Origin of the sequence: Methylomonas montana, assembly GCF_030490285.1 — a bacterium.
GTDB lineage: Bacteria > Pseudomonadota > Gammaproteobacteria > Methylococcales > Methylomonadaceae > Methylomonas > Methylomonas montana.
In genome coordinates this window covers 59,886-76,524 of sequence record NZ_CP129884.1, presented here as the reverse complement: position 1 = coordinate 76,524, position 16,639 = coordinate 59,886, and the positions used below count along the sequence as shown (strand labels likewise).

General features: G+C 54.3%; 24 protein-coding genes. 21 read left to right on the top strand and 3 right to left on the bottom strand.

Features of this window, described 5'->3' with window-relative positions; translation table 11 throughout:
• Positions 1-372: 372 nt before the first annotated feature.
• The 6 genes from QZJ86_RS00365 to QZJ86_RS00340 all read left to right on the top strand — a co-directional run bounded on the left by QZJ86_RS00365 (position 373) and on the right by QZJ86_RS00340 (position 3,940).
• Positions 373-756: a YciI family protein gene (locus QZJ86_RS00365; RefSeq protein ID WP_301935698.1), complete on the top strand. Its 384-nt coding sequence runs from the start codon at positions 373-375 to the stop codon at positions 754-756.
• A 111-nt stretch (positions 757-867) separates the two neighbouring features.
• Positions 868-1,233 carry a YciI family protein gene (locus QZJ86_RS00360; protein ID WP_301935697.1) on the top strand — a complete coding sequence of 122 codons (366 nt, stop codon included), beginning with the start codon at positions 868-870 and terminating at the stop codon, positions 1,231-1,233.
• A gap of 74 nt (positions 1,234-1,307) precedes the next feature.
• On the top strand, positions 1,308-1,793 hold the full coding sequence (locus QZJ86_RS00355) for a VOC family protein (protein ID WP_301935696.1): 486 nt from the start codon (positions 1,308-1,310) through the stop codon (positions 1,791-1,793).
• Positions 1,794-2,001: 208 nt separating this feature from the next.
• Positions 2,002-2,487, top strand: a complete 486-nt coding sequence (locus QZJ86_RS00350) for a VOC family protein (RefSeq protein WP_301935695.1) — start codon at positions 2,002-2,004, stop codon at positions 2,485-2,487.
• Positions 2,488-2,523: 36 nt separating this feature from the next.
• Positions 2,524-2,922, top strand: coding sequence for a VOC family protein (locus QZJ86_RS00345; protein WP_301935694.1), 399 nt, complete (start codon positions 2,524-2,526; stop codon positions 2,920-2,922).
• A 97-nt stretch (positions 2,923-3,019) separates the two neighbouring features.
• Positions 3,020-3,940: an endolysin-like domain-containing protein gene (locus tag QZJ86_RS00340; RefSeq protein WP_301935693.1), complete on the top strand. Its 921-nt coding sequence runs from the start codon at positions 3,020-3,022 to the stop codon at positions 3,938-3,940.
• A 148-nt stretch (positions 3,941-4,088) separates the two neighbouring features.
• Here the strand turns inward: QZJ86_RS00340 and QZJ86_RS00335 are convergent, their stop codons facing one another.
• Entirely contained in the window at positions 4,089-4,868 is a 780-nt protein-coding gene (locus QZJ86_RS00335; RefSeq protein ID WP_301935692.1) for a PEP-CTERM sorting domain-containing protein, read from the bottom strand.
• Positions 4,869-5,449: 581 nt separating this feature from the next.
• On the opposite strand from QZJ86_RS00335, the gene QZJ86_RS00330 reads away from it, so the two are divergent.
• The 14 genes from QZJ86_RS00330 (at position 5,450) to blaOXA (ending at position 14,099) form a co-directional block, all read left to right on the top strand.
• The gene (locus QZJ86_RS00330; RefSeq protein ID WP_301935691.1) at positions 5,450-6,742 is read left to right on the top strand and encodes an RNA polymerase sigma factor; all 1,293 of its coding nucleotides are present in this window, start codon (positions 5,450-5,452) and stop codon (positions 6,740-6,742) included.
• Positions 6,743-7,009: 267 nt separating this feature from the next.
• A complete protein-coding gene (gene ycaC, locus QZJ86_RS00325) occupies positions 7,010-7,636 on the top strand; it encodes an isochorismate family cysteine hydrolase YcaC (RefSeq protein WP_301935690.1) in 627 nt (208 codons plus the stop codon).
• A 237-nt stretch (positions 7,637-7,873) separates the two neighbouring features.
• Positions 7,874-8,332 carry a YciI family protein gene (locus tag QZJ86_RS00320; RefSeq protein ID WP_301935689.1) on the top strand — a complete coding sequence of 153 codons (459 nt, stop codon included), beginning with the start codon at positions 7,874-7,876 and terminating at the stop codon, positions 8,330-8,332.
• 65 nt (positions 8,333-8,397) lie between these two features.
• Entirely contained in the window at positions 8,398-8,763 is a 366-nt protein-coding gene (locus QZJ86_RS00315; RefSeq protein ID WP_301935688.1) for a YciI family protein, read from the top strand.
• A gap of 146 nt (positions 8,764-8,909) precedes the next feature.
• Complete coding sequence (locus tag QZJ86_RS00310; protein WP_301935687.1) at positions 8,910-9,332, top strand: SRPBCC domain-containing protein; 423 nt, start codon at positions 8,910-8,912, stop codon at positions 9,330-9,332.
• 258 nt (positions 9,333-9,590) lie between these two features.
• On the top strand, positions 9,591-10,073 hold the full coding sequence (locus QZJ86_RS00305) for a VOC family protein (RefSeq protein WP_301935686.1): 483 nt from the start codon (positions 9,591-9,593) through the stop codon (positions 10,071-10,073).
• 18 nt (positions 10,074-10,091) lie between these two features.
• On the top strand, positions 10,092-10,379 hold the full coding sequence (locus QZJ86_RS00300; RefSeq protein WP_301935685.1) for a VOC family protein: 288 nt from the start codon (positions 10,092-10,094) through the stop codon (positions 10,377-10,379).
• A 9-nt stretch (positions 10,380-10,388) separates the two neighbouring features.
• A complete protein-coding gene (locus QZJ86_RS00295) occupies positions 10,389-10,796 on the top strand; it encodes a VOC family protein (protein ID WP_301935684.1) in 408 nt (135 codons plus the stop codon).
• Positions 10,797-10,818: 22 nt separating this feature from the next.
• Positions 10,819-11,187: a YciI family protein gene (locus tag QZJ86_RS00290; RefSeq protein ID WP_301935683.1), complete on the top strand. Its 369-nt coding sequence runs from the start codon at positions 10,819-10,821 to the stop codon at positions 11,185-11,187.
• Between the two features lie 10 nt (positions 11,188-11,197).
• Complete coding sequence (locus QZJ86_RS00285) at positions 11,198-11,680, top strand: DUF1579 domain-containing protein (protein ID WP_301935682.1); 483 nt, start codon at positions 11,198-11,200, stop codon at positions 11,678-11,680.
• Between the two features lie 46 nt (positions 11,681-11,726).
• On the top strand, positions 11,727-12,254 hold the full coding sequence (locus QZJ86_RS00280; RefSeq protein WP_301935681.1) for an SRPBCC family protein: 528 nt from the start codon (positions 11,727-11,729) through the stop codon (positions 12,252-12,254).
• Positions 12,255-12,280: 26 nt separating this feature from the next.
• Entirely contained in the window at positions 12,281-12,757 is a 477-nt protein-coding gene (locus tag QZJ86_RS00275) for an SRPBCC family protein (protein ID WP_301935680.1), read from the top strand.
• Between the two features lie 79 nt (positions 12,758-12,836).
• The gene (locus tag QZJ86_RS00270; protein ID WP_301935679.1) at positions 12,837-13,310 is read left to right on the top strand and encodes a VOC family protein; all 474 of its coding nucleotides are present in this window, start codon (positions 12,837-12,839) and stop codon (positions 13,308-13,310) included.
• The gene (gene blaOXA, locus QZJ86_RS00265) at positions 13,311-14,099 is read left to right on the top strand and encodes a class D beta-lactamase (protein WP_301935678.1); all 789 of its coding nucleotides are present in this window, start codon (positions 13,311-13,313) and stop codon (positions 14,097-14,099) included.
• 18 nt (positions 14,100-14,117) lie between these two features.
• On the opposite strand, the gene wrbA is transcribed toward blaOXA, so the two are convergent.
• A complete protein-coding gene (gene wrbA, locus QZJ86_RS00260) occupies positions 14,118-14,711 on the bottom strand; it encodes an NAD(P)H:quinone oxidoreductase (protein WP_301935677.1) in 594 nt (197 codons plus the stop codon).
• The gene (gene arsC, locus QZJ86_RS00255; RefSeq protein WP_301935676.1) at positions 14,711-15,058 is read right to left on the bottom strand and encodes an arsenate reductase (glutaredoxin); all 348 of its coding nucleotides are present in this window, start codon (positions 15,056-15,058) and stop codon (positions 14,711-14,713) included. The genes wrbA and arsC overlap by 1 nt, the downstream gene beginning before the upstream one ends.
• A gap of 71 nt (positions 15,059-15,129) precedes the next feature.
• Here arsC and hldE point away from each other — a divergent pair, with 71 nt between their 5' ends.
• Positions 15,130-16,560, top strand: a complete 1,431-nt coding sequence (gene hldE / locus QZJ86_RS00250) for a bifunctional D-glycero-beta-D-manno-heptose-7-phosphate kinase/D-glycero-beta-D-manno-heptose 1-phosphate adenylyltransferase HldE (protein ID WP_301935675.1) — start codon at positions 15,130-15,132, stop codon at positions 16,558-16,560.
• Positions 16,561-16,639 lie beyond the last annotated feature (79 nt).

Genomic DNA, 16,639 nt, shown 5'->3' with positions numbered 1-16,639 from the left:
GACAGGAATTCATGGCTGGCTAACGCTGCAAGCTTCCGGCTGTTCGTGGACCAACCTTGGTCTGGCCGCGCTGCTGACGGGCCGCGCGCTGGCTTTTTGCCGCACTTGGCGAAATCAGCAGGAAGTCTCGGTGAAGGGTATCCACTATATTCAGGAGGATTCGCCGACTGAAATCGGGGTGGCGCTACAAAACTTGGTTTGCAACTTGGCTGAGCTGTGCGACGCATCGCCGGCTTGAAGAAAAAATCAAAGAGTTCAAAACGGTAGCGAGTGGTGCGAATTTTTTTCGGGTTTCTATCCCGGCTATGTCGAAATGCTCGAACCCTATACGACTATTAGGTGTAAATCGTTTTTAACTCACAGGAGCCGAACATGAAATACCTATGCCTGATTTGTGGCGAAACCTTGATTGAGCAAATGACGGAAGGCGATGCAGCCAAGCACTTTGACGAATACATGGCATTCTCGCAAGCCATCAAAGACAGTGGCCATTACCTGGGCTGTAATCGTTTGTTGCCCGCCAATACGGCGATTACGCTGCGCGTGCGGAATGGCAAAGTGACGACGACCGACGGGCCGTTTGCGGAAACCAAGGAACAGCTAGGTGGTTACTTCCTGATCGAAGCCACGGATTTGAACGAGGCGATACAGGTGGCTTCAAGAATACCGGGAGCTAAATTGGGCTGCGTCGAAGTGAGGCCGGTTGCCGAAGACTCGCAGACACTGGGGCTTCCGGCCGCGCACTTAGCCTGTTAGATAATTTTAAATAAATTTAGGGCGAATTGTCGATTTCAGCAAACTCAATTCGACTATTGATTGTCAGGCCTCCAATTCCACTGCCAGATCGGCTGAAAAGAGGGAAATTTAATGAAATGCATGATTATTGTTAAGGCAAGTAAGGACAGCGAAAAACAGGGTTTTAATCCGAGCTCCGAAATACTTGCGGCAATGGGTAAGTACAATGATGAGCTAACAAAGGCCGGCATCATGCTGGATTGTGGTGGCTTAAAGCCCACTTCGCAGGGAAAGCGCGTCAGGTTCTCCGGTACGCAGCGCACGGTAATCGACGGCCCATTCCTCGAATCGGAAGATCAAATTGCCGGTTACTGGTTTTGGCAGGTTAACTCGTTAGATGAGGCCGTCGAATGGGTGAAGCGATGTCCAAATCCAATGCTGGATGACTCCGACATTGAAATTCGTCCGGAGTATGAGGAGGCGGATTTTGCATGCTAACCATTCAGTCAAGCCGAAGCCGCTTTTCGCGGATTGGCCTGATTTAGGCGTTATCCCACCGATGGAGGAGGGTCATGATGAAACCTGCAAAAAACACGATTTGCCTTTGGTACAACGGCGATGCCGAAGACGCAGCGCGGTTTTACGCCAAGACCTTCCCCGATTCATCCGTCGGCGCGGTACACCGTGCCCCAGGAGACTTTCCGTCCGGGAAGAAAGGGGATGTGTTGACGGTCGAGTTTACCGTGATGGGCATTCCGTGCCTCGGGCTTAACGGCGGACCCGAGGTCAATCACAACTGGGCATTCTCGTTTCAGGTCGCAACCGCTGACCAGGCTGAAACGGATCGCTACTGGAACGCCATCGTCGGCAACGGCGGAGAAGAGAGCGCGTGCGGCTGGTGCAAGGACAAATGGGGCCTGTCCTGGCAGATTACTCCGTTGGCTTTGACGAGCTCGATCACCGGTTCGGATCCTGCCGCTGCCAAGCGCGCTTTCGATGCGATGATGCAGATGAAAAAGATCGATATCGCTGCAATCGAGGCGGCGGTCCGCGGTTGAGGTGACAACGTGGAAGCCTACACGCGGAGTCGCAATGGGTAGATGACGAACGACCTTCTGGTCCTGAGCCTGCCGATTTCGACGCAAGGGGAGTATGTTCCTGCTTGAACGACAGGCGGGATAACAGTTTTCTTCAGCCGACTCGGTTCTCTCGCGACTGAGAAGTGCGTTAAGCACACAAAACATTTTTCACAAACAAGAGGAATTTATGACCACACAAATCAAACCTATTCCAGACGGTTGCCATACCGTCACTCCCTACCTGACGGTCCATGACGCAGACGCGGCGCTGGCGTTTTATAAAAAGGCCTTCGGTGCCAGCGAAGTACTACGCCTGCATATGCCGGACGGCAAAGTGGGTCATGCCGAATTCAAGATCGGTGAATCGAATTTCATGCTCTCGGACGAATATCCGAATCCGAATTCTACGTCGCCGCAAACCCTGGGCGGCAGCACCGTCAAATTGCATTTGTATGTGACCGATGCCGATGCGGTGTTTTCTCGGGCGATTGCGGCTGGCGCCAAGGAAACCATGCCGGTCGAAAATCAGTTCTGGGGCGACCGTATGGGCTCGCTGGTCGATCCCTTCGGCCATCATTGGTTGGTCGCGACCCATGTCGAAGACATCGACCCGAGCGAATTGCAAGAGCGGATGGAGACTTTCTTCGCCGCGAATCAAAGTCGCGACAACTGACAAGCTGCAAACCTATTCAATCAACGGAGAAAAATCATGAATCAACCCTGCAATACGCACGGCGCCTTTAGCTGGTGCGAACTACTGACCACCGATACCGATGCCGCCAAACAGTTTTACGGCAAGCTGTTCAATTGGACGCTGGAACCGGCGCCTATATCCACCCCGGAAATGGAATACACCCTGGTGAAATACGGTAGCGAACCGGCCGGCGGCATGATGAAGTTACCAGCCACCGCCGAAGGCGTGCCACCGCATTGGGGTGTTTATGTCACGGTCGACGATGTCGATGCCACCGCAGAGCTGGCCGTGGAACTGGGCGGAAAAATTTGTTTGCCGCCGCAGGATATTCCTCAGGTCGGACGCTTCTGCGTGCTGCAAGACCCGCAAGGCGCCATGATCAGCGCCATAACCTATTTTCAGCATTGCGGCTGATGAGGCTGGTTTGTAGAACGCCCTTGGTCTTAGGGAGACGCCGCAAATGGCGTATCCCTGATCTTTGAACTTACCATGACAATAAGAGGTAATCCAAATGCCAAATTTAGAAAAAGCACTTAAATTCGCCGTCGATATCGCTAACGACGACTCACACGGCTATAACTGGGGCTCGGAAGGACGAAAAGGCAAACCCGATTATGACTGTTCCAGCCTGGTGTGTACAGCCCTGAAACATGGGGGATTTGATATCGGAGGCGCGTCATACACGGGCGATATGCGTGACAATCTGGTGGCAAGGGGCTGGAAAACCATCTCCGAATCCAGTAAGAAGCGTGGTGATATCCTACTCTATGACTACTATGATAAAAAAACAAAGAAACACAAAGGACACGTCGCTTTTTACCTAGATATTTACGACGGCCCCGGTAAATACCATGGCAAGAAATGTCTCGTACAAGCTTCATGGAACGAGAAAGGCGACAATTCAGATGGAACAGACGGCAAACCCGGCGACCAAAACGGCCATGAGATCGAGGTACTTAAATATTATAACTACCCATGGAACTATATACTTCGATGGACTGGCGCAAGCGGCAGCGGTAGCACAACCCCAACTGAGCCCAAAGGCAACGCGACCACAATTCAGGTTCATATCAAGGGCGGCGGGTGGTTGCCGCCTGTTAACCAAGTCGATGATACCGATGACGGCTATGCGGGAAGCTTTGGTAAGCCGATAGACGGTTTAGCGGTTGCGGGCACCGAATACAGGGTGCACACCGCAAAACATGGCTGGCTAGCACCGGTTAAAAAGATGGATATCAGCGATGAAGATAACGGCATGGCCGGAATCTATGGTGATCCGATTGACGGAGTAGCCATCAAGAACAAGACCTACCGAATACACACCAAAGAGCACGGCTGGCTGCCGTGGGTGTCGAAGTATGACATCAAGGATTCAGATAATGGAATGGCGGGTGTCTACGGGCATGCCATAGACGGATTGCAAGTCCGATAGCCGTTCTGGAAAGAATGGAGTCGGGGTGCGCAATCTAAGATGAGCCTGGCGGGGTGGATAAATTATTACTGGCAATGACGATTGGTCAGGAGAGGCATTGAAATCAAAGACGAGGATTAAGGTATAGACCATGGTGGTAAATGATCTTTTACGCTTTCTGCTTTCTCCAGTAAAACCCCGCCAAACCGATACCTAATAAAAGCCATGTGGCAGGTTCCGGTACTGTTCGATCCGCTTGTGGAATTGCGTAGATAAAATTATCCATAACCACCACGTCAGTACCTGACCCGTCATTCTGTCCCAGGACAGTAGTGCCTGTGGTAATCCTCACCCTAGAAACCAGCTCACCGCCGTCAAACAACACACCAAGAAAGGAAAGGCCATCCCCAAGTGGCGAGGCGAAGAATGTGCCAAGTTGATTCCCATTCGGGTCGAAATATTGCAGCGAGGTGGTTGCAACCAGATCAACATCGCTGAAAATCGCGCCGAATCCGGAAATCGTGACAGCATTGGCACCATTGGAACCAGGCGTATAAAATAAGACATCGGTGATGTTACTGGCGACCGGTGTAAAAAGCCGAAACGGGCTAAAAGTCTCGAATCCCCCATAGGTCGGATTGATAGACACCAATCCATCCGGGGTGGCCTGTATGAAACCTGACCCTGGTGTCATAAATAGCACCCCTTCCGAGTTCAAGAAACCATTGAATGGCGTGCCAGCGTTAGTCGTCGTTTGCAGCCCTCCGCCATCCCAATCGATCTCGCGACGATTTGACCCTAGGGCTGCGCGGTAAGAATCGACGACGCCTTGGATGCTCGCAGCATTCGTTCCGGCACCTGAAAAAACAATAGGCGCGGCGTTCGCCGGCACGGGCGCTGCCAGTAAACCACCGAGGATGACAAGTGAACGAGACAATAAGTTATACATGATGTATGTCCTCATGCCAGGCAACACAAAAAAGTTTTTAGCAAAAATGCAAAAACTAACCAGGCTCTATCTATTTCCGTTCGATTGATTCAGTCAAGCCACGTATCCTTCGGATAGCTCAAAAAGTTGGCTAGAAAATACAAGCTTCCAGCGTTTTCAACATAACCCAAATGGGGCAAAATAAAAAGCGGCAAGTAATCGCGCATGCACTACAACTTTTGAATCGCTGGGTATCGCGGAATAAGCTCGCTTGGTAGGTAAAAAATTGGTTTCCAATGTTCGTTTGATTTAAAGAATTTAGCTTAACATTGAATGGCAACGCTCAAGCCTTCACCTGCCGTTACTTGAAAAATTTTACTGCCGGGTTATGGCCTAACTCCCGCGTTCAAAATCTAGCCGGGTTTGCAGCTGAATTGGTGTCGGCTACCCCCGAAGAGACGTGCAACGCGGCTTTACCGGCCGAAATTGGCGAACTGCGAGTAAGATCTTATCGATGGCGAAAACATGATGCCGAGTGCTTACCGAGTCAGAAATGCCGACAAAAACGCCCCAGTCGAGATTGAAAACACGCTACAACTAACATGAATGACTATTGTGAAGACCTCTTAGCAGTGACCGCAAACTTGCCGCCGCCCAACGAGGATGCCGTGCGCGAAACAGTGAACGCTCTATACCGTAGCGAATCCCGCCATATTTTTGCCACGCTGGTCCGCCTGCTTGGCGATTTTGATGTTGCCGAGGAAGCGCTGCACGACGCCTTCCGAACCGCCTTGGAACAATGGTCGCGCGACGGCGTGCCGGCCAATCCGCGCGCCTGGCTGGTATCGGCCGGCCGTTTCAAGGCTATCGACGGCCTACGCCGGCAAGCCCGCTTCGACGTGCTGGAGGATGCCGATGCTTTGGCCGATCCAGCCAGCGAAACCGACAACGCCTGGGACGACGAGAGCTTGGAGGACGACCGGCTGCGACTGATCTTTACCTGCTGTCATCCGGCATTATCGGCGGACGCCCAAGTAGCGCTAACACTGCGCGAGGTATGCGGCCTGGCGACTGAGGAAATCGCCCGCGCCTTCCTGACGCCGGCGCCAACCCTCGCCCAACGCATCGTTCGCGCCAAGGCCAAGATCCGCGACGCCCGCATTCCCTATCAAGTACCGGCGCAGGCCGAACTGACCGATCGCCTGGATTCCGTGCTGCGGGTGGTTTATCTGGTGTTCAACGAAGGCTATTCCGCCTCGTCAGGCGACTCACTGACCCGACACGATTTGTCGGAGGAAGCGATACGCTTGGGGCGGCTGCTGGTCGAGCTATTGCCGGAACCGGAAGCACAGGGTTTGTTGGCATTAATGCTATTGCACGAATCGCGCCGCGCCGCGCGTAGTTCGCCAAACGGCGAACTGATCCTGCTGAACGATCAGAACCGTTCATTGTGGAATCGAGCACAGATCGCGGAAGGATCGGCGCTCGTGAACCGAGCTTTGCTTTCGCGCCGCTTCGGCTCCTACACCCTGCAAGCCGCCATCGCCGCGGTACACGCCAACGCCCCTGATGCCGCCGCCACGGACTGGCCGCAAATCGTCGTCATTTACGAGGCATTGATGCTAGCCGATTCGTCGCCTGTCATCGAACTGAATAGGGCCGTAGCGGTGGCGATGCGCGACGGACCAGCCGCCGGACTAGTTCTGATCGACGCCATCCTCGAGCGCGGCGACCTAGCCGCTTATCACCTGGTGTACGCCGCGCAGGCCGATCTGTACCGCCGACTAGGCAGAACCGCTGAAGCCGTGGCGGCATACCAACAAGCGCTACTGCTGACTCGCCAAGAACCGGAGCGACGTTTTCTGGAGCGCAGATTGAGCGAACTACGCGGATAAGAAAGTACTTGGAATACGACGCCGACCATAGCCTATGCTTTTTACCCGATACCACAAACCGGTATTGCGAATTGTCCCGCTCCTATCGAATTTGTCCGGGAGCGCGGAGCAGCGGGTTGAAGCGATTAGCAGGAAATCCTGCAAGCCATTGATGACTTCAACAGTGGCCGTTTTGGTCAAATGTGAAGCGAGGTTCGCTCCGCCGCCAAGCGACGGCGGATTTTCAACCGGTGCCCAGGCACCTTTTAACCAGCTAGGAGAAATACCATGACAACACCTTACCTCCGTCTCGACAAAAACAATGCTGCCGTGCTGCTGGTCGACCATCAGGCCGGATTATTGTCTCTGGTTCGAGACATCGAACCCGACAAATTCAAAAACAATGTGTTGGCCCTGGCTGATTTGGCAAAGTACTTCAATCTACCCACCATCCTCACCACCAGTTTCGAGGATGGCCCCAACGGCCCTCTCGTCCCCGAATTGAAAGAAATCTTCCCGGATGCGCCGTATATCGCCCGCCCCGGCCAAATCAATGCCTGGGACAACGAGGATTTCGTCAAGGCCGTCAAAGCCACCGGCAAGAAACAGCTGATCATCGCTGGCGTGGTCACGGAAGTCTGCGTCGCTTTTCCGGCTTTATCGGCGCTGGCTGAGGGTTACCAAGTGTTTGTAGTAACCGATGCCTCCGGCACTTTCAACGACATGACCCGAAACGCCGCCTGGGATCGGATGTCGGCGGCGGGCGCGCAATTGATGACCTGGTTTGGTACCGCCTGCGAACTGCATCGCGACTGGCGTAACGACGTCGAGGGCTTGGGTGCGCTATTCTCCAATCATATTCCCGATTACCGTAATTTGATCTCCAGCTACACCACATTCAAGGGTGCGAAATAATCTGCCTGCCTCAAGTGAATGGCGGATCAATTTTTCTTCGTAAAATGGAAAGGTAGGGATGCAAGCTGTTCTAAATCGCATCCCCACCTTTTCAACCGAACCGGCTTCTGCTACCCCTAATAACTTGACCAATACCTCTCACCGCTCAGCATAAGTTTTCCGAAATTAGATTAACTGGCCGGTTTTCCGCCCGATCCGGACAGTCGTCGTAAAATTTTTTCCATGGGCTGTCCAAACATGTCGAATTCGACTATCCCCAAACGACTATTCGGCGTGAACACTCTCAAACCGGAGGAATTGACGATGAAATACCTATGCCTGATTTGCGCCGAAACGGTGCTGGAACAAATGCCGGACGATATTGCCGAACAGCACATCCAAGAATACGCCGACTTTACCCAAACCATCCGCGACGGCGGCCATTACCTAAGCTGCAATCGGCTGCTGCCGGCCAATGCCGCGATCACGTTGCGAGTGCGGAACGGCAAGGTCAGCACCACCGACGGCCCTTTCGCCGAGACCAAGGAGCAACTCGGCGGTTATTACCTGATCGAGGCTCGGGATCTGAACGAGGCGATCCAGATCGCCGCGCACATTCCGGGCGCGAAGTTCGGCTGCGTCGAGGTGCGGCCGGTGGCGGAGGACGAACGGACGTTATACGCGCTCGGTCTCGCCAATCCGAATGCCTCGCTTTAGCAGGCAATATTATTTGTTAGACATCCAACGCCACTGCCAGATTGGCATCAAAAGGAGAAATTTAAATGAAATGCATGGTTATTGTTAAGGCAAGCAAGGGCAGCGAAAAAGAAGGCTTTAAACCGAGCTCCGAAATACTTGCGGCAATGGGTAAGTACAATGAGGAGCTAATAAATGCCGGCATTATGCTCGGTTGCGCTGGTTTAAAGCCCACTTCGCAGGGGAAGCGCGTCAGGTTCTCTGGTACACAGCGCACCGTAATCGACGGCCCATTCCTCGAATCGGAAGATCAAATTGCCGGTTACTGGATTTGGCAGGTTAAATCGCTGGATGAGGCCGTCGAATGGGTTAAGCGATGTCCAAATCCAATGCTAGAAGACTCTGACATTGAAATTCGTCCAGAGTATGAGGAAGCAGATTTTGCAGCCTAACATTACCCTCAAGCGGGACTCGCCTTTTCGGGGCGGTTTTGAAAGTTTGATTATTTTCCAGCTTCGGTGGCTTCGCTAATCTGCCGTGAAAGACGCGCCCCTTAGCTTTACGTTAGCGGCTACAAAAAGCCGAAAGGAGATGCAAGATGAAAGTATTTAAAAATCAGAGAAAGATTACGGCATCTTCAAAAGAAATATTTAAGGCATTTGCAGATCAGACACTTTTGGCAAAATGGTGGGGACCAGCCGGCTTCACTAATACATTCAATACTTTTGAATTCAAACCAAAAGGAAAATGGTCATTTGTGATGCATGGACCGGATGGCACAAACTACCCAAACGAAAACATATTTCAAGAAATTGAAGAACCGAATAAAGTCGCGATTCGTCATAATTCAAATCCATATTTCACGCTGACAGTGACCATTGAAGATATTGAGGGCGGCGCAGTCATACACTGGCATCAAGATTTTGATAACGAAGAAGCGGCTAGGAATATTGCCCATATCGTCGAACCGGCAAATGAGCAGGTTCTGGATAAACTTCAGGCGTTAGTTGCAAGCAGCTAACGGTTCACCCCCGGCGATGCCGAAAGGCGTAGCGCCTAGTGTTATTGAGAAACTAAATTCGGCGGGAATGTCGATTTTGACGATTACCGTTCGACTAACCAAGTAAGCAAAATTTATAACCACTCAACCAGGAAACTCTGACTGAGTTGATTTCGCCCGTGGGTCGACGAGCTCGCCACGAACGGATCAAGCACTTACCGTTCGACCTGAGCCTGTCGAAGGACTTGTTCAGGGTTTCCCTTAACCAGGAGAATCATCATGCCCACCAATATCAAACCAATTCCAGACGGCTATCACACGCTAACTCCGTACCTAGTCGTCCGCAGCGCCGCCGAGGCATTGGCGTTTTATCAGAAAGCCTTCGGCGCTAGCGAAACCTTTCGTCTGAATGCCCCCGACGGAAAAATAGTCCATGCCGAATTCAAAATCGGCGATTCGATGTTCATGCTCTCGGACGAAAATCCGCAATGCACCGATGTTTCGCCGGAAACACTAGGCGGCAGCCCGGTTAAACAGTTTCTGTATGTCGCCGATACCGACGCGGTGTTTGCCGATGCGATTCAGGCCGGCGCCCAGGAAATCATGCCGCCCACCAACCAATTCTGGGGCGACCGGATGGGTTCTGTAACCGACCCCTTCGGCCATCACTGGCTAATTGCCACGCATATCGAAGACGTCGACCCGAACGAACTGCAAAGCCGAATGGAGGCTTTCTTTTCATCCCAAACAGCCTGCGCCTGATCTAAAAAGGAGAACATCATGGATCAATGCAATCGGCATGGCGCGTTCAGCTGGTGCGAACTACTGACCAGCGACGCCGACGCCGCCAAACGTTTTTACGCCAAACTGTTTAACTGGACACTGGAACCTGCTCCGGCATCCTTACCCGGCGTCGATTACACCCTGGTGAAATGCGCCGACGAGGACATGGGCGGCACGATTTGCATGCCGCCGCGCGACATTCCCCAGGTCGGACGCTTCTGCGTGTTGCAAGACCCACAGGGCGCCACATTCAACGTCATCAGCTATCTGCAAGCAAACAATTAGGAGCAAAACATGGCCACGCAAATTTTCGTCAATCTACCGGTCAAAAACCTGGGTCGTTCCATCGCTTTTTTTACCCAGCTCGGTTACGCCTTCGATCCGCAATTCACCAACGAGAAGGCTGCCTGCATGATCGTCAGCGATGACATCTACGTGATGCTGGTGACCGAGAATTTTTTCCAGACCTTCACGCCCAAAGTCATTACCGATGCGACGACCAGCACCGAAATACTGGTGGGCCTGTCCGCCGAGAGCCGGGAGCAAGTCGATGAGATGGTACGCAAGGCCGTTGCCGCCGGCGGCACCCGCGTCAAGGAAGCGCAAGACCATGGCTTCATGTACGAGCATGGCTATCAGGATTTGGATGGTCATCTCTGGGATCTGTTTTATATGGAGCCTGGCGCAAGCTGCCAAGGCTAATCATGTTCGCGTGGAGACCGTCATGAAATATATGCTGCTGATTTATTTTGAAGAAAACAACCTGGACGAAACCGAGCGGGAAGCCTGTTATGTCGAGTCCATTCAACTGGCGCACCAACTCAAAGCCAACGGCCAGTATCTGGCCGCCAGTCCTTTACAGCCCACGGCCTTGGCCACCAGCGTCCGGGTCCGCGACGGCAAACGTTTCGTCACCGACGGCCCGTTTGCAGAGACGCGCGAGCAATTGGGCGGTTATTACCTGATAGAAGCCCAAAATCTCGACGATGCCATCGCTATCGCCGAACAGATTCCGATGGCGCGCAAGGGCATTATCGAGGTGCGACCGCTGATCGAAATTCCGGGCCTGCCTAGCGATGAACCATCAAGATAGAGGAAGAACGATGAAAACCGAACCCCATATAGAACATGCATGGCTACAACAACTGGTAGGCGAATGGGCTTATGAGTCCGAATGCGTGGTGGAACCCGGCAAGCCACCGGAAAAATTCAATGGCTCGGAGAGTGTGCGCCCGCTGGGCGAGTGTTGGGTGCTATGCGAGGGCCACGGCGAAATGCCCGGCGGCGACCCGGCGACGATGTTGATGACGCTAGGCTATGACGCTGTACAGCAACGCGTTGTAGGCACTTGGGTCGGTTCGATGATGAGCCATCTCTGGATGTACGACGGCGCTCTGGATGCCCAGGAAAATGTGCTGACGCTCAATACCGAGGGGCCCTGTTGCGCGAGCGACGGCAAGTTCGTTAAGCAGAGGGATGTCATCGAGTTAAACAGCGCCGATCAACGTGTGCAGACCTCTTACCTGCTGAACGGAAATGGGGAATGGCTGCCATTCATGACGACACATTACCAACGGATAAAGTAGCAGCTCAATCTAATGACTAGCGATTTAAACCCTAGAGGACAACCCCATGATCAAGACTATTCTAATCGTAGTAGCCCTAATACTCGTCGCTGTGCTGATCTATGCCGCGACCAAACCCGACACCTTTCGCGTCCAGCGCTCTATCCTGATCAAGGCGCCGCCGGAAACGATTTTCCCGCTGATCAACGATCTACATAGCATGCAAACCTGGTCGGCCTGGGAAAAAGTCGATCCCGGCATGAAGCGTACATACAGCGGCGCGGCCAGCGGGCCGGGTGCCATTTACGAATGGGAGGGCAACCAGGAAATCGGTCAGGGACGCATGGAGATTTTAGAATCGGCGCCGCCGGCCAAGATCACGATCCGCATGGATTTCATCAAACCCTTCCCGGCCCAAAATATCTTGGAATTCATCCTGCAAACCGAGGGCGGCTCGACCCGCGTCACTCAAGCCATTTTCGGCCCCAGCCCGTACATCTCCAAACTGATGAGCTTGGTGTTCAGCATGGACAAGATGATAGGCGGGAAATTCGAGGACGGTCTAACCGCGTTGAAGTCCCTTGCCGAAAAATAGTTCAGTGTCTTAATGAGGAGAAAATCATGAATCCAACAGAAGAAGCCGCCGAATCGCGGGAACTGATATTGACGCGTCTGATCGATGCGCCGCCGGAGAAAGTTTATAGCGCCTGGACCGAACCGGCATTGCTCAAGCAGTGGTTTTGCCCGAAGCCCTGGAGCGTGGCTTCCGCCGAACTCGATGTCCGGCCGGGCGGGGTTAGCGCCATCGTGATGCGCAGCCCGGAAGGCCAGGAATTTCCGAGTACCGGGGTTTATCTGGAGGTGGTCGAAAACCAGCGTCTGGTGTTTACCGATGCCTACACCTGCGCCTGGGAACCTTCCGCCAAGCCGTTCATGACCGGCATCATCACCTTTGAGAACGAAGGCGGACAAACCCGCTACACCGCTCGCGTGTTGCATTGGAGCGCGGCAGACCGGAAAACCCACGAAGAGAGGGGCTTTCACGAAGGCTGGGGCAAGGCCACGGACCAGCTTGCGGCGTTGCTAGCCGAGTTGTGAACCGGCGAATCGTCGATGCCGTACGACACACCCGCCATGAATTTGGCACCACTCTTAACACCGTCCAGGAGCTTGTCCCATGCAAAAAATCACCCCGTTTTTATGGTTCGACCATCAAGCCGAAGAGGCTATGAATTTTTACGTCTCTGTTTTCAAGAACTCGAAGGTGTTGAGCATCAACCGTTACGGCGATGCCGGGCCGGGACCGAAAGGTAGTGTGATGACCGCCAGTTTCGAGCTGGACGGCCAAGTATTTACCGCGCTCAACGGCGGCCCGATGTACAACTTCTCGCCCGCTATTTCGTTTGTCGTACACTGCGAAACTCAAGCGGAAGTCGACCACTATTGGGAAAAGCTTTCGGAAGGCGGGAAGACCAATCAATGCGCCTGGCTGGACGATCAGTTCGGCGTCACCTGGCAGATCGTGCCCAATGTGCTGCTGGAATTGATCGGCGATCCCGACCCGGTGAAAGCCGGACGGGTGATGCAGGCCATGATGCAAATGACCAAAATCGACATAGCAACGTTAATACGAGCCTACGAGCAATCCTAAATGAAACATCTTATAGCGGCCGTGATGCTATTGCTTGCCGGCCACGTTCACGCCATCGACTGGCAGGACAATCCGGCGCTCGGCAAACTGTTCAGCGAGGCCGGCGTACAAGGCACTTTCGTGTTCTACGACGTCGATGCGCAGCGCTTGATCGGACATGATCGGGGCCGCGCCGAGATGCGCTTTATCCCGGCTTCTACGTTCAAAATTGCCAATAGCCTGATCGGCTTATCGGTAGGCGCGGTCGACAGCGTCGACGACATCCTGCCTTACGGCGGCCAGCCGCAATTTCTCAAGACCTGGGAGCGGGACATGGGCTTGCGCGAGGCCATCAAAATATCCAATGTGCCGATTTATCAGGAACTGGCCCGGCGCATTGGTCTGGCGCGGATGCACGACGGTGTTACTGCGATGGGATACGGCAACGCCGAACTAGGCGATGCGGTCGACAGGTTTTGGCTGGAGGGCCCGTTGCAAATTAGCGCGGTGGAACAAACCGCTTTTCTGGCCCGCCTGGCGCGGGACGAGTTACCGTTTCCTCCCGATGTTCAGGCCAAAGTCCGCGAGATCGTTCAGCTGGAACAAGTCGGCGACCGGACCCTGTACGGCAAAACCGGCTGGTTAAACGCCCCCAACCCCGGTGTGGGCTGGTGGGTGGGATGGGTGACGAATGGCAGCCGTCTATACAGTTTTGCGTTGAATATCGACATCGTCCAGGCGGCCGATGCGGCCAAGCGCATCGATCTAGGTAAGTCCTGTCTTAGAGCGCTGGGCGTGTTTGAACCCTGATTTAGCAGAAATCCCTGTCTAAAACCGACCGCGCAACGCCAGCGCAGCCTTAGCCAAGCGCTCGCCCAATAACCAACACAAGCGTTTTTCGTGGTCGGTCAGTTCCGCATCGCCTTCCGAACGATGGCTGGGCCCGTACGGCGTGCCGCCGCTGACCGTCTCGCGCAAGGCAATCTCGTTGCACGGCAAGCTCATCAGCAGCATGCCGTGATGCATCAGCGGCAGCATCATCGACAATAACGTGGTTTCCTGACCGCCGTGCATGCTGCCGGTGGACGTGAACACCCCGGCCGGTTTGCCGGATAAAGCCCCGGAGAACCACAAGTTGGTGGTGCCATCCAGGAAATGCTTCAAGGGCGCGGCCATATTGCCGAAATGGGTCGGGCTGCCCAAGGCCAGTCCGTCGCAAGTTTCCAGGTCTTGCAGACTGACATAGGGCGCGCCTGTATCGGGAATGCTGTCGGCGACTTTTTCGCAGACCGCCGACACCTCCGGCACCGTGCGCAATATAGCTTCCGCTCCGGCCACCGCTTCGACTCCCCGGCCGATCTGTTGCGCCATCGACGTGGTACTGCCGCCTCGGCTGTAATACAAGATCAGGATTTTAGCCATTAGAGGATCGCCAACACCGTTTCCGGCGGCCGGCCGATGGCGGCTTTGCCGTCTTTCAAGACGATGGGCCGTTCGATTAATTTCGGAATCCTGACCATCGCTTCGATCAGTTCGATGTCGCTGAGCGAGGCGTCGTCCAGGCCGTTTTCCTTATATTCCGGCTCCTTGGTGCGCATCAGCTGGCGCGGCTTAAGCTGGAGTTTGTTCAGGATGTCCTGCAATTCGGCGGTGGTAGGCGGGGTCTTCAGATATTCGACGACTTCCGGCTCGATACCTTGCGCTTCCAGCAGTTTCAAAGTGTCGCGGGATTTGCCGCAACGCGGATTATGGTAAATTTTCACGCTCATGGTTTACACCTTAATCACAACGGGTTGCGTCTATAATAGCATCCTTCGAATCACGGACACCTGACATAGCCATGCAATTACCCAACTATTCGACAGCCCGCGTGCTAGTGGTCGGCGACCTGATGCTGGACCGCTATTGGCACGGCCCCACCTCGCGTATTTCGCCGGAAGCGCCGGTGCCGGTGGTCCACGTCAAGCAGGACGAACAACGCGCCGGCGGCGCCGGTAACGTGGCCTTGAATATCGCCGCGCTGGGCGCCAAAGTGTCTTTGCTGGGTTTCACCGGCGAGGACCAGGCGGCGGTGGCGCTGGAAGACATTCTGAAAAAGGCCGGCGTGCTGTGCCTGTTTCAACCGGTGCCCAATTTCCCGACCATCACCAAGCTGCGGGTAATGAGCCGGCATCAGCAGTTGATCCGGCTGGATTTCGAAGACGGTTTTCAGCAAATCGACAGTGCCCCGCTGTTGCATCTGTATCATGCCGAGATGATGCAATCGCAAGTCGTCGTGCTGTCCGATTACGGCAAAGGCACCCTGAACCAGGTGCAACAATTCATCGCGCTGGCGAAACAACTGAAGAAACCGGTGCTGGTCGATCCCAAGGGCAGCGATTTTACAGTCTACAAGCAGGCGACTCTGATCACCCCCAATCTCAGCGAATTTGAGGCAGTGGTCGGCCGTTGCGCCGATCAACAGCAAATCGTCGAACGGGGCACCAAGCTGCTCGCCGAGCTGGAGTTGGAGGCCTTATTGGTGACCCGCGGCGAACAAGGCATGACGCTGCTCAGCAAGAACCAAGAACCTTTGCATCTGCCGACCCACGCCCGCGAAGTATTCGACGTCACCGGCGCCGGCGACACGGTAATCTCGGTACTGGCGGCCAGCCTGGCGGCGAAAAAACCGCTGGCCGAAGCCACGGAACTGGCCAATATCGGCGCCGGCATCGTGGTCGGCAAGATGGGCACCGCCACCGTCAACACCGACGAGTTGGCCGCTGCATTGCAAGGCCCACGCGCGCATCACAAAGGCGTCTGCACCTTGCCGGAATTACTGATAGAGCGCGCCGCCGCCAAACAAAACGGCGAAAAAATCGTCGCCACCAACGGCTGCTTTGACATCCTGCATCCCGGCCACGTCCGCTACCTGCAACAAGCCAAAACTCTGGGCGACCGCTTGGTGGTGTTGGTCAACAGCGATGCCTCCGTGCAACGCTTGAAAGGCCCGGAGCGCCCGGTCAACAAGCTGGATCATCGCATGGAGATGCTGGCGGCGCTGGAATGCGTGGATTGGGTGGTGCCGTTCGAGGAAGACACGCCTAAAGAAGTCATCGACCAATTATTGCCGGACATCCTGGTCAAGGGCGGCGACTACACCGACATCACCAGCATCGCCGGCCACGACAGCGTGCTGGCGAATGGCGGCGAGGTGAAGATTTTGTCGTTTATCGAAGGGCATTCGACGACAGGGATTATTCGGGCGATTAAAGACAAGACACAAGCGTAGGTTATACCCTCTTTTAATAGATTCATTTAATCGCAAATTTGTAACCGTTTAACTCAACCTATGGCGACCTCCCCATCTG

What these genes read in the sequence shown, in the direction of transcription:
- QZJ86_RS00310 (WP_301935687.1), top strand. Translation starts at nt 8,910, where the DNA reads ATGAAAGTATTTAAAAATCAGAGAAAGATTACGGCATCTTCAAAAGAA.
- QZJ86_RS00360 (WP_301935697.1), top strand. Translation starts at nt 868, where the DNA reads ATGAAATGCATGATTATTGTTAAGGCAAGTAAGGACAGCGAAAAACAG.
- wrbA (WP_301935677.1), bottom strand. Translation starts at nt 14,711, where the DNA reads ATGGCTAAAATCCTGATCTTGTATTACAGCCGAGGCGGCAGTACCACG.
- QZJ86_RS00320 (WP_301935689.1), top strand. Translation starts at nt 7,874, where the DNA reads ATGTCGAATTCGACTATCCCCAAACGACTATTCGGCGTGAACACTCTC.
- QZJ86_RS00300 (WP_301935685.1), top strand. Translation starts at nt 10,092, where the DNA reads ATGGATCAATGCAATCGGCATGGCGCGTTCAGCTGGTGCGAACTACTG.
- QZJ86_RS00290 (WP_301935683.1), top strand. Translation starts at nt 10,819, where the DNA reads ATGAAATATATGCTGCTGATTTATTTTGAAGAAAACAACCTGGACGAA.
- QZJ86_RS00365 (WP_301935698.1), top strand. Translation starts at nt 373, where the DNA reads ATGAAATACCTATGCCTGATTTGTGGCGAAACCTTGATTGAGCAAATG.
- QZJ86_RS00345 (WP_301935694.1), top strand. Translation starts at nt 2,524, where the DNA reads ATGAATCAACCCTGCAATACGCACGGCGCCTTTAGCTGGTGCGAACTA.
- QZJ86_RS00285 (WP_301935682.1), top strand. Translation starts at nt 11,198, where the DNA reads ATGAAAACCGAACCCCATATAGAACATGCATGGCTACAACAACTGGTA.
- QZJ86_RS00275 (WP_301935680.1), top strand. Translation starts at nt 12,281, where the DNA reads ATGAATCCAACAGAAGAAGCCGCCGAATCGCGGGAACTGATATTGACG.
- QZJ86_RS00295 (WP_301935684.1), top strand. Translation starts at nt 10,389, where the DNA reads ATGGCCACGCAAATTTTCGTCAATCTACCGGTCAAAAACCTGGGTCGT.
- hldE (WP_301935675.1), top strand. Translation starts at nt 15,130, where the DNA reads ATGCAATTACCCAACTATTCGACAGCCCGCGTGCTAGTGGTCGGCGAC.
- QZJ86_RS00340 (WP_301935693.1), top strand. Translation starts at nt 3,020, where the DNA reads ATGCCAAATTTAGAAAAAGCACTTAAATTCGCCGTCGATATCGCTAAC.
- arsC (WP_301935676.1), bottom strand. Translation starts at nt 15,058, where the DNA reads ATGAGCGTGAAAATTTACCATAATCCGCGTTGCGGCAAATCCCGCGAC.
- QZJ86_RS00280 (WP_301935681.1), top strand. Translation starts at nt 11,727, where the DNA reads ATGATCAAGACTATTCTAATCGTAGTAGCCCTAATACTCGTCGCTGTG.
- ycaC (WP_301935690.1), top strand. Translation starts at nt 7,010, where the DNA reads ATGACAACACCTTACCTCCGTCTCGACAAAAACAATGCTGCCGTGCTG.
- QZJ86_RS00335 (WP_301935692.1), bottom strand. Translation starts at nt 4,868, where the DNA reads ATGTATAACTTATTGTCTCGTTCACTTGTCATCCTCGGTGGTTTACTG.
- QZJ86_RS00305 (WP_301935686.1), top strand. Translation starts at nt 9,591, where the DNA reads ATGCCCACCAATATCAAACCAATTCCAGACGGCTATCACACGCTAACT.
- QZJ86_RS00350 (WP_301935695.1), top strand. Translation starts at nt 2,002, where the DNA reads ATGACCACACAAATCAAACCTATTCCAGACGGTTGCCATACCGTCACT.
- QZJ86_RS00315 (WP_301935688.1), top strand. Translation starts at nt 8,398, where the DNA reads ATGAAATGCATGGTTATTGTTAAGGCAAGCAAGGGCAGCGAAAAAGAA.
- blaOXA (WP_301935678.1), top strand. Translation starts at nt 13,311, where the DNA reads ATGAAACATCTTATAGCGGCCGTGATGCTATTGCTTGCCGGCCACGTT.
- QZJ86_RS00330 (WP_301935691.1), top strand. Translation starts at nt 5,450, where the DNA reads ATGAATGACTATTGTGAAGACCTCTTAGCAGTGACCGCAAACTTGCCG.
- QZJ86_RS00270 (WP_301935679.1), top strand. Translation starts at nt 12,837, where the DNA reads ATGCAAAAAATCACCCCGTTTTTATGGTTCGACCATCAAGCCGAAGAG.
- QZJ86_RS00355 (WP_301935696.1), top strand. Translation starts at nt 1,308, where the DNA reads ATGATGAAACCTGCAAAAAACACGATTTGCCTTTGGTACAACGGCGAT.